The following is a 10,169-nucleotide window of genomic DNA, read 5'->3' as shown; positions in this document are numbered from 1 at the left end:
CCGGCCCCGCGGGCAGGACGGAGGCCACGTGGTCGGCGAAGGCGCCCAGCGACTGGGGCGTGACACCACCGATGCGTCCGAAACCGACTGCGTGTCCCCCGGCGTCCTCGCCGGTCGGTTCGAGGGGTCGGGAGTCCCGCAGTCCCACGAGGTCCGCGAGGGCTGCGGACACCCCACCCCAGGCGATGTCGGCGTTGGTGTGGGCGTTGAGGAGCGCCGTGCCCGACCTGATGAGACGGGCGACCAGCGCACCCTTGGGGTCGTCCTCCGGCAGGAAGGAGGTCCCGCGCAGGTACAGCGGGTGGTGCGTGATGACCATGTCCGCCCCGTGGTCGAGCGCCTCGCCGACCGTTGCGGCGACCGGATCGACCGCCAGGAGGAGCCGGTGCACGCGACGCGTCGGGTCGCCCAGGACCAGACCGACACGGTCCCAGGACTCCGCAGTGTGCGGTGGGTACCACTCGTCCATCCGCGCGACGACATCGGCGACGCTCCAGGTGCTGTCCATCCACACACAGTAGCGCCGTGGCTACCGTGTCCCCATGACACCTGCGCACCCGGACCACTCCCGCACACTGTGGATCGGCACCTTCCCCGTCGCCGGAATCGGCACCCCCGCGGGGCTGGGTGAGGGGATCTGGAGGACGGAGCTGGACACCGACTCGGGCCTCCTCTCCCCCGCCGTCCAGGTCTGCGAGGTCCCCGCACCCTCCTTCCTCGTGCGCCACCCCCACCTCCCGTTGCTCTACGCCACTGCGGAGGCAGAACCGGAGGGGGCCCTCACGGTCCTGGGTGTGGGTGACGGTGCCACCCTGACCCCCCTGGACGAACCGGGGTCCGCGGGTGCGGCCCCGACACACCTGGCCCTGCTGCCGGGCCTCCCGGGCGGACTCCTCGTGACCTCCAACTACGGCGACGGCACGGTCGGGGTCGCACACCTGGACCCGCACGGGCGCCCCGTCGGCGCGACCTCCGCCCTGCGGCACACGGGCCACGGCCCCCGCACGGACCGGCAGGAGGGATCCCATGCACACTCCGCGACGGTCGCCCCGGGCGCGGGGACCGTCCTCGTGTGCGACCTGGGCACCGATGAGCTGAGGCGGCTGCGCGTCGTCGAGGGGGGCGGGTCACCCCAGCTGGTCGAGGACGGAGTGGCATTCCGTTTCACCCCCGGATCCGGACCACGCCACGCAGCATTCCTGCCGGACGGGCGTCACCTCCTCGTCGTCACCGAGCTCAGCGCCGAGGTGGTGCTCCAGGAGTGGGGCGGGAAGGAGGCCCACGAGGTGACGCGGGTGCCCGTGGCCGACCGCTCGGACGACGCACCCCTGCCCTCGCACCTGGTGCTCTCACCGCAGCCGGACGGGACGCTCCTGCTCGACGTGGCCGTGCGTGGACCCGGGAGTCTCGCCACGTTCCGCGTCTCCTCCGACGGCAGTGGCCTGGAGCTGCTGGGTCGGGCCTGGACGGGGACGTCCTGGCCCCGCCACTTCGCCGTGGTGGACGCGGGCGACGGCCGGAGTCTCCTCGTCGTCGCCGGGGAGACGGACTCGCTGGTCCGTGTCCTGGAACGGACCCCGCAGAACCCCCGTCCCCGGCTCCTGGAGGGGTCGGCGCAGGTGCCCTCCCCTGCCTTCGTGCTCGAGGACAGTGGTGTGTGACTGGGCTGGGTCCACAAAAACACTGATATTGGGCACATATCAGTGTTATCGTCAGGCATGACCATCGCCACCGGCATCATCGCGGACATCATCGGCTCCCGCGACCTGCCCGACCGTGCCGCTGCCCAGCAGGCCATCCTCGACTCCCTGGCGCGGGCCTGCGAGGGCGCCGAGGTGCTGCGTCCGGTCTGGCCGACGGTCGGCGACGAGTTCCAATTGGTCGTCGCCGATCCGCCCACCGCCGTACGGGTGACGGGTCTCGCGCACCTCCTGCTCCCGGCGACGCTCTCGCTCCGGTTCGGGATCGGCACCGGCACCGTGGTGGAGGTGGGTGGCAGCACCACCGGGTCGGCCCCGCCCATCCAGGACGGCTCCGCCTGGTGGGCGGCGCGGGAGGCGATCCAGACCGTCCACCGGCTCCGCAGGGGGGCCAGGACGCCGCCCTCACCTGGTTCCGCAGCGGTGCCCCCTCCAGCCCGGGGCAGGCGGCGTGGCCCGAGGAGGAGACGGTGAACGCCCTCCTGCTGCTGCGCGACCACGTGATCGCCCGCATGAAGTCCCGGGAGCGCCGCATCGCCACCGGACTCCTGGCCGGGTCGACCCAGGTCGAGATCGCACGCTCCGAAGGGATCACCCAGTCGGCCGTCTCCCAGAATGCGCACCGATCGGGCGCCGCGACATTGGTCGAGGTCCACCGACTCCTCGCCTCCGGGGAGGTGCGCCGATGAGCGCCTCACTCGTCGTCCTCGCCTCGGGCATCGGTTCCCTCCTCGTCACGATCCCCCGGCAGCGCCGCGCCCCCCTGTCCTGGGCGTGGACCGCACTGTGCCTGGTCCTGGGAGTGGCCGGCCTCGGCGTGCAGTGGTGGGCCTGCCTCGCCCTGGTGGGCGTCGCGCAGGGGTGGTGCCTGTCCATCGGGGCAGCAGCTCCGGGCGCACCACGTCGTGGCATGCCCGCGGCCGTCGGTCGGGCCCCGCACCGGACCATCGTCGCGACCGCCTGTCTGGTCGTCACCATCGCCGTGGCGCTCGGCCTGGAAACCGTCCTGACGACGGGCCCCACCGCTCTCACCCGAGGGTGGACGGAGGTGCGCTCACCCGCCCTGGCCGGGGTCCCCCTGGCACTCCTGGTCGCCACGGTCGGGGTGATCGCCCTCATGGGCCCCGCCTCCAACCTCCTCACGGCATCGACCCTCGCAGCGGTGCGAGGCACGGAGGGGGCAACCCCTCCCGACCAACCGGTACTGCGGGGAGGTCGTGTCATCGGCCCCCTCGAACGCCTCCTCATCGTGGTGCTCGGGCTCGCCGGTGCGCTCCCGGTGATCGCCGCACTCCTGGCCGCCAAGGGCATCGTGCGTTTCCCGGAGATCTCACGGGACTCGGGACTCGGGGCGAAGGCCGAGGAGTTCCTCATCGGATCGATGACGAGCTGGTCGCTGGCCTGCGCGGCCGCCCTGTTCCTCGCCCTGCTCAGGGGTGCGTGACTGCCTCCCCGTGGGAGTCCTCCACGGGCGTCCCACCGGTCGGACACGCGGAGGCGGACACGTCGGGCCGGGCCGCGGGCTGTCCACGTCGGCCGGTGACGCGTGAAGGGCGCCCTGGAGCCGTACACGGGGCGGTCACGGAACGCGGCCCTCGCGCAGAGGGTTCCCCGGGTGCGGGGCCACGCCCGCCCAGCGCTCCTGACCTCACCACGTCCCGCATTCCTCCGCACGCCCCGCACCGTCCGCACGTCCCACATTCCTCCGCACGTCCCCGCCACCCCCCCAGATCCCGCACCCGTCGGCGGATCCTCCACCACCGCGACCCCCGTCAGGTGCAGGCACCCCTCCCCCGCTGGGATCCGCCCCACGAATTAGGTAACATTCACCTGACCTATTTCGGGAGGAACCATGGCCAGGCATCGCGTCGTCATCATCGGCTCCGGCTTCGGGGGACTGTTCGCCACGCGGGCGCTGCGGCGCAGCGACGTCGACATCACCGTCATCGCGCGGACGGGCCACCACCTGTTCCAACCACTCCTCTACCAGGTCGCCACGGGAATCCTCTCCGAGGGGGAGATCGCACCCGCGACCCGCGAGGTCCTGCGCAGGCAGCGCAACGCGCGGGTCCTCCTGGGCCTCGTGGAGGACATCGACACACAGGCGCGGGTCGTGCACTGGAGGAACCACAACCGGGCCGAGGAGACCCCCTACGACACCCTGGTCGTCGCCGCGGGAGCCGGACAGTCCTACTTCGGCAATGACCATTTCGCGACCTTCGCCCCCGGGATGAAGACCATCGACGACGCCCTCGAACTGCGTGCGAGGATCTTCGGAGCCTTCGAACTCGCCGAGATCGAGACCGACCCCACCCGGATCGCGGAACTCCTCACCTTCGTGGTCGTGGGGGCGGGTCCGACCGGTGTGGAGATGGCGGGACAGATCCGGGAGCTCTCCTCCAACACGCTGCGCGGTGAGTTCCGCTCCATCGATCCCTCAAGCGCCCGCGTGGTCCTGCTCGACGGAGCGCCCCTGCCCCTGCCGGTGTTCGGCGAGAAGCTGGGCACCCGCGCCCAGAAGGCCCTGGAGGAGCTCGGTGTCGAGGTCCGTACCCGCACCCTGGTCACCGGCATGGACGCCGAGTCGGTCACGGTGCGCGACGCCGAGGGGAAGAGCGAACGCATCCCCTCGGTGTGCAAGGTGTGGGCGGCCGGTGTCCAGGGCTCCCCCCTGGGCCGCGTGCTCGCCGAGCGCACCGGAGCCGAGCTGGACCGGGCGGGCCGGGTGAGGGTCGGCCCGGACCTGTCGGTGCCCGGCCATCCCGAGGTCTTCGTCATCGGAGACCTCATGTCCGTCGACGGTGTCCCCGGGGTCGCCCAGGGTGCCATTCAGTCAGCACGTTTCGTCGCGGACCTCATCGACTCGCGCCTGCGTGGACGACGACCCTGCAGGACCACCTTCAGCTACCGGGACAAGGGGTCGATGGCCACGATCGCACGTTTCAAGGCGGTGGTCAGCGTCGGTCGGGTCAAGATGAGTGGGTTCACGGCCTGGCTGGCGTGGTGCTTCCTGCACCTGCTCTACATCGTCGGTTTCAAACAGCAGGTCATGACCCTGCTGCACTGGTTCATCAGCTTCCTCTCCCGGGCACGCTCGGAACGCACCACCACGAACCAGCAGATGGTGGCACGTCTGGCACTGGAGCGCCTCGGGGAGCACTCCTCGGGCAGGCTGGTGACCGGAGAGGAGTGAGGCCGCCTCCGCCCGGCCACCCGGGGCGGTAGGCTCGGGGTGTGCCCCTCGATGCCTTCCAGAGTGCCCAGTCGCCCCAGACCCCGGCCCAGGACCCGGAGCCCCAGGCGATCCTCACCTCGCTGACCTCCTCGGCGGCCTTCCTCGTCGTCACCGTCCCCGGGGACTCCTCCGCAGCGGGACGCGTCCTCGCGGTGGCAGCCGACATCGGTTCGCTCGTCCGGGCCGTCGGCTTCCGCGAACCCACCGCCTCCCTGTCCTGCGTGGTGGGGTTCGGGGCGGACTTCTGGGACAGGATCCGACCCGCCGGGACCCCCCGACCCGCCCAGCTCCACGCCTTCCACCCCGTGACGGGGGCCCGTCACAACGCACCCTCCACCCCCGGGGACATCCTCTTCCACATCCGCGCGAACCGGCCCGACCTCGTCTTCGAGCTGACCCGGCTTCTGATGGACGCCATCGGTGCGGACGTGCACGTCGAGGACCACGTCACCGGCTTCCGTTACTTCGACTCCCGGGACCTCCTCGGGTTCGTCGACGGCACCGAGAACCCGACCGGGCGTGGGGCAGTGGGTGCCGCCCTGATCGACACCTCCGGTGAACCGGAGTTCGCCGGTGGCAGCTACGTCATCGTGCAGAAGTACGTGCACGACATGGCCGCCTGGCACGCACTGAGCACCGAGGAGCAGGAGCACGTCATCGGTCGCACGAAGCTCGACGACGTCGAGCTCGACGAGGAGGTCATGCCGACCAACTCCCACGTCTCCCTCAACACCATCGTCGACGAGGACGGCACCGAGCACGACATCCTGCGTGACAACATGGCCTTCGGCGACCCGGGTCGTGGGGAGTTCGGCACGTACTACATCGCCTACGCCGCGGATCCCTCCGTCACCGAGCAGATGCTCGACAACATGTTCATCGGCAACCCACCGGGCAACTACGACCACATCCTCGACGTGTCCACGGCCCTGACCGGCTCCCTGTTCTTCGTGCCCTCACTGGACCTGTTGGAGTCGCTCCCGGACGACGTGCCCGCACAGGGACGACCCGCAGCAGGACGACCGGACACCGAACCCGACACCAGCACCACGGAATCGCTGTCGATCGGCAGCCTGAGAGGAACCACATCATGAGCTCACCGAACGAAGGGCCCACGGTCGCCGCGACGGCGACCACGGTCGGGACCTCCAACCTGCACCGTTGGCTCGCGCCCGTCAGTGACGCCGCCTGGGGCGAGATCGCCGAGGAGGCGCGGCGCACCTTCCGTCGCAACTCCGCCGCACGTCGCGTCGTCGACGTCACGGGCCCTCTCGGCCTGGAGGCGGCCGCCGCCAACACCGGCCACCTGAGCACCATCGACCCGCCCCGGCCGGGCATCCGCTCGCGTCTGCGGGAGGTCGCCCCACTGGTCGAGCTGCGCGTCCCCTTCTCGGTCTCGCGTGCCGCCGTCGACGACGTCCTCCGGGGCGCGCAGGACTCCGACTGGCAGCCCGTCAAGGACGCCGCCACCGCACTGGCCAGGGCCGAGGACGCCGCCGTCTTCCAGGGGTACGCCGCCGCGCAGGTCCGGGGCATCGCCCCGGCCTCGAGCAATGAACCGATCACCCTGCCCGCCGATGCGCGGGAGCTCCCCGAGGTGGTCGCCCACGCCCTCACCGAGCTGCGGTTGGCCGGGGTGGAGGGCCCCTACGCCCTGGTCCTCGACGCCGACGTCCACACCGAGGCCTCGGAGACCCGCGACCACGGCTACCCCATCCGCACGCAGCTGGAGCAGCTCGTCGAACAGGTCGTCTGGGCGCCGGCCCTGTCGGGTGGCTGCCTGTTGAGCACGCGCGGCGGCGACTACGAGATGGTCCTGGGACAGGATGTCTCGATCGGCTACACCTCCCACACGGGTGAGGACGTCGAGCTCTACCTCCAGGAGTCCCTGACCTTCCTCACCCACACCGACGAGGCCTCGGTCGTCCTCGTCCGTCCCTGAGACCGCTCCCCCGCCGTCGGGGAACGCCCGTCAACCCCTCCAGGGCGTGACCCCTGCCGGGACGGACGGTTCCGTACCGGCAGGGGTGCCGCCCCCTCAGGGACGCAGCGCGCCCTCGAGGGTCAGGAGGTGGCGCTTGACCTCGAGCCCCCACGCGTAACCGGTCAGTGAACCGTCGGCCCCCACCACGCGGTGGCAGGGCACGAAGGGGGCCACGGCGTTGCGCCCGCAGGCCAGGCCGACGGCGCGAACCGCACGAGGGCGGCCGATGCACTCCCCGAGCCGGCTGTAGGAGAGTGTCGTCCCCACCGGGATGTCCCGCAGTCCCCTCCACACCTCCTGTTGGAACGCGGTGCCGGACCGGCGGACCGGGACACCGGCCAGGGGTGCGGCGTCGCCCTCGTAGAGGGAGAGGACCGCGCGTACCGCAGCCGAGGGTCCCCGGGAGGGCGCCAGCGGTGTCCCGGGGGCGATGTGTGCGCGGTGCAGGAGGTCCCCGACATCCGCGCTCCATCCGGAGGCCCAGACGGTTCCGTCCGTCTCCTCCACCACGGTGAAGGGCCCGTCGGGTGTCCCGAGAGTCGTCACGAGCAGCAGCCCGGCGAGGTGTCCCGCCTCCGCCGCAGGGTGTCCGACGTCCGTCATGGTGTGTCCCTTCCGATCGAGGCACGCCACAGGTGCATGCCGAGGTAGCTCCTCCAGGGCGCGAATGCACGCCCCTCCCCTTCCAGTTCCGCAGCTGTGGTGCCCAACCCGAGCCTGCTCGCACCCCTCCACTGCGCGGCGTCGCCACGGACCAGGACGTCCGGGTTCCCCGTCACGCGCATCGTCACGTGGTCCGCGGTCCACGGGCCGATCCCCGGCACCGCACACAGGGCCGCCACCGCGTCCTCACGTCTCCAGGAGGGGTCGATGGCGAGGCGCCCCTCCGCGACCGCCGCACAGGCCGCCGCGATCGTGGCCCCCCGGCGTCGCGGCCCGGGTACAGCCGCGACGGCGCGCTCGGCCAGGACGGACGCGGTGGGGAACAGGAGATGGGGCGTGGCGTCCTTCCGCCCCGCGGGTGCGAACCCCGGGGGAGGGGATCCGCCAGCAGACGCGCCACCCGGGCGAAGTCCCTGCGGGCGGGTTCCACCCCCACCTGCTGTCCGATCACGGCGCGCACCAAAGCCTCTGCGAGGTCGAACTCACCGGGGATGCGGATCCCCGGCACTTCGTCGACGTGTGGGGCGAGCCGGTCATCACGGGACAGGGCGGTGTCGACGGAGACGGGGTCCGCATCGAGGTCGAGTGCTCGCCGAACCCGTCCGAGCACTTCGGGGAGCTCGGAGGGATCCTGCAGGTGGAGTCGTGCCAGGACCTCCCTGCCCTCCCCCCACAGTTCGACGAGGGCGGCGCCGCGCGACGTCCTCAGCGTCCGTGAGAGGTGTCCGCCTCCTGCGTCCTCGATGCCCCGGACGGCGCGCGCGGCATACCAGTCGAACAGACCACGCAGGTCCAGCGGCTCACGGTGTGCCAGGCGCAGCGTGATCGCCCCGGGTACCTGGGCGACCGCCTCCGCGCGTCGGGCGCGCCCGCGCAGCTGGGTGGGGGTGAGGCCGAAGACCTCGCGGACGGTGTCATTGAACTGGCGGATGCTGGAGAACCCCGCGGAGAAGGCCACCTCGGAGACCGGCAGTGTCGTGGTGCACAGGAGCTGCCGGGCGGTGTGGGCGCGCTGTGAGCGCGCCAGGGCGAGCGGACCTGCACCGAGCTCGTCGGTGAGCACGCGCGTCAGGTGACGGGTGGAGTGCCCGAGCCGGGACGCGAGACCGCCGACGCCTTCGCGGTCGACGACTCCCTGGCTGATCAGTCGCATCGCGCGGGCCGCCAGGTCCTCGCGCAGGTCCCACTCGGGGCTGCCGGGCAGGGCCTCGGGCAGGCATCTCCGGCAGGCCCGGTACCCTGCGGCCTGGGCTGCCGCGCTGGTGGCGAAGAACTCGACGTTGCCGGGCTTCGGCGTGCGGGCCGGGCAGCTCGGGCGGCAGTAGATCCCCGTCGAGCGCACCGCGGTGACGAAGCGTCCGTCGAACCGTCGGTCACGGGACGCGACTGCGGCGTAGCGGGAGTCGAAGTCCATGGGCCACAGCCTGCCATGGTGCCGCCCGTTCGGCTGGCGGGAATCGGACGCGACGGTGGGGGCGCGGGGGCCGCACACTTCTCCTGATATCCGAGCGATATCAGCGTTTCATCGGCCCCGGGTCCTGGACGTGTGGCTCCGGGACCCGCCCTCAGCCCAGCGCCAGTCCCTGCTCGTGCAGCACCTCGAGGACGGGGGCCTGTTCTGCGCGTCCGGTCCCGGGCTTGGTGCGGATCTGGTGGGTGAAGGAGTCCACCCTGCGGTTCGCGTCGCGGAGGTCGTAGTAGGTCTGCACGGTCGCGTCGTACCCGGCCAGGGCGGCACCCCAGTCCTCGACCTCGGGATAGGTGTCGACCGCCGTGGTCAGGTCGGCGGGGAGACGGGGCTTGAACTGGGGCTCCTGGTCGGGGTGCCCGACCAGGAGACCGAGGAGGGGGAAGGTGTGCCGTGGGAGCCGCAGCGCGCGGATGACACGCCGCGGGTCGCCGCCGATGCTCCCCAGGTAGACGGTGCCCAGGCCGAGGCTCTCGGCGGCCACGACGGTGTTCTGGGCCGCGATGACCGCGTCCTCGACGCCCTCGAGGAACAGGGTCGTGCGTCCGAGTGGTTCGAGGTCCTCACCCGCCTCCTCCCGGATGCAGGCGTTGCGGTGCAGGTCCACGACGAACACCAGCAGCTCGCCCCGGGTCCCGTCCACGTAGGGCTGTCCGGAGGACCGGTACACCTCGTGCCGCAGGACGGGATCCCTGACCCACAGGACGGTCGTCTGCTGGTAGAAGCTGCTCGTGGGGGCGTGCCGGGCGACGTCCAACAGGCTGCGGACGACCTCCTCCCCCACGGGGTCGGGGGTGAACGCACGGATCGTGCGGTGGGCGAGTTGGGTGCGGATCGTCTCGTTCTCCGCGAACGTGGTCGGTGCCACGCGCCCCGGTCCCCGGTCGCTCTGCTGCTGGGCGTCCATGTGTGTCCTTCCGTTCCTGCCATTGTCCGTCCACGCTGTTCGTCCCACGAGGACCGGCCCTGTGTGAGAAGCCGCACGTGGAGCGCAGGAGTCGAGGGAGGGGTCCGGGCACGGCGCCCGGACCCCCTCTCCTGGCCGGTTGTCAGCGGCACGTGCTGACCGGGGCCCCCGGTGCCTGCCGGTCGGAACCCAGCGGCGCCCGCCGGCAGGGG

12 protein-coding genes are annotated in these 10,169 nt (G+C 71.7%); 7 read left to right on the top strand and 5 right to left on the bottom strand.

Annotation, left to right across the window (positions count from 1 at the left end):
* The coding region (locus tag TA90_RS11245) for a Nif3-like dinuclear metal center hexameric protein (RefSeq protein WP_043536514.1) at positions 1-508 on the bottom strand (508 nt) is incomplete at its 3' end.
* Between the two features lie 34 nt (positions 509-542).
* Between TA90_RS11245 and TA90_RS11240 the strand changes: the two genes are divergently transcribed.
* The 7 genes from TA90_RS11240 to TA90_RS11215 all read left to right on the top strand — a co-directional run bounded on the left by TA90_RS11240 (position 543) and on the right by TA90_RS11215 (position 6,877).
* On the top strand, positions 543-1,661 hold the full coding sequence (locus TA90_RS11240) for a lactonase family protein (protein ID WP_052450809.1): 1,119 nt from the start codon (positions 543-545) through the stop codon (positions 1,659-1,661).
* Between the two features lie 57 nt (positions 1,662-1,718).
* Complete coding sequence (locus TA90_RS11235; RefSeq protein ID WP_052450808.1) at positions 1,719-2,174, top strand: SatD family protein; 456 nt, start codon at positions 1,719-1,721, stop codon at positions 2,172-2,174.
* Positions 2,171-2,389 carry a hypothetical protein gene (locus tag TA90_RS15255; RefSeq protein ID WP_052450807.1) on the top strand — a complete coding sequence of 73 codons (219 nt, stop codon included), beginning with the start codon at positions 2,171-2,173 and terminating at the stop codon, positions 2,387-2,389. The genes TA90_RS11235 and TA90_RS15255 overlap by 4 nt, the downstream gene beginning before the upstream one ends.
* Positions 2,386-3,144 (top strand): hypothetical protein, encoded by a 759-nt coding sequence (locus TA90_RS13390; RefSeq protein WP_052450806.1) that lies wholly within the window; start codon positions 2,386-2,388, stop codon positions 3,142-3,144. Before TA90_RS15255 ends, TA90_RS13390 begins: the two co-directional genes overlap by 4 nt.
* Positions 3,145-3,552: 408 nt before the next feature.
* Positions 3,553-4,893, top strand: a complete 1,341-nt coding sequence (locus tag TA90_RS11225) for an NAD(P)/FAD-dependent oxidoreductase (protein WP_043536512.1) — start codon at positions 3,553-3,555, stop codon at positions 4,891-4,893.
* Positions 4,894-4,934: 41 nt separating this feature from the next.
* Positions 4,935-6,029 (top strand): Dyp-type peroxidase, encoded by a 1,095-nt coding sequence (locus TA90_RS11220; protein WP_052450805.1) that lies wholly within the window; start codon positions 4,935-4,937, stop codon positions 6,027-6,029.
* Positions 6,026-6,877 (top strand): family 1 encapsulin nanocompartment shell protein, encoded by an 852-nt coding sequence (locus tag TA90_RS11215; RefSeq protein ID WP_052450804.1) that lies wholly within the window; start codon positions 6,026-6,028, stop codon positions 6,875-6,877. The genes TA90_RS11220 and TA90_RS11215 overlap by 4 nt, the downstream gene beginning before the upstream one ends.
* 96 nt (positions 6,878-6,973) lie before the next feature.
* Here the strand turns inward: TA90_RS11215 and TA90_RS11210 are convergent, their stop codons facing one another.
* The 4 genes from TA90_RS11210 to TA90_RS11200 form a co-directional block, all read right to left on the bottom strand.
* Positions 6,974-7,522: a methylated-DNA--[protein]-cysteine S-methyltransferase gene (locus tag TA90_RS11210; protein ID WP_052450803.1), complete on the bottom strand. Its 549-nt coding sequence runs from the start codon at positions 7,520-7,522 to the stop codon at positions 6,974-6,976.
* Complete coding sequence (locus tag TA90_RS14700; protein WP_147513482.1) at positions 7,519-7,704, bottom strand: DNA glycosylase family protein; 186 nt, start codon at positions 7,702-7,704, stop codon at positions 7,519-7,521. The genes TA90_RS11210 and TA90_RS14700 overlap by 4 nt, the downstream gene beginning before the upstream one ends.
* A 2-nt stretch (positions 7,705-7,706) precedes the next feature.
* A complete protein-coding gene (locus TA90_RS11205; protein ID WP_147513481.1) occupies positions 7,707-8,996 on the bottom strand; it encodes a bifunctional transcriptional activator/DNA repair enzyme AdaA in 1,290 nt (429 codons plus the stop codon).
* A 151-nt stretch (positions 8,997-9,147) separates the two neighbouring features.
* Positions 9,148-9,957, bottom strand: a complete 810-nt coding sequence (locus tag TA90_RS11200) for an NADPH-dependent oxidoreductase (protein ID WP_082031657.1) — start codon at positions 9,955-9,957, stop codon at positions 9,148-9,150.
* Between the last annotated feature and the right edge of the window lie 212 nt (positions 9,958-10,169).

It is taken from the genome of Actinomyces polynesiensis, from assembly GCF_000820725.1.
GTDB lineage: Bacteria > Actinomycetota > Actinomycetes > Actinomycetales > Actinomycetaceae > Pauljensenia > Pauljensenia polynesiensis.
Note: the sequence above shows the minus strand (reverse complement) of the source record. Positions and strands in the feature narration are given on the sequence as shown.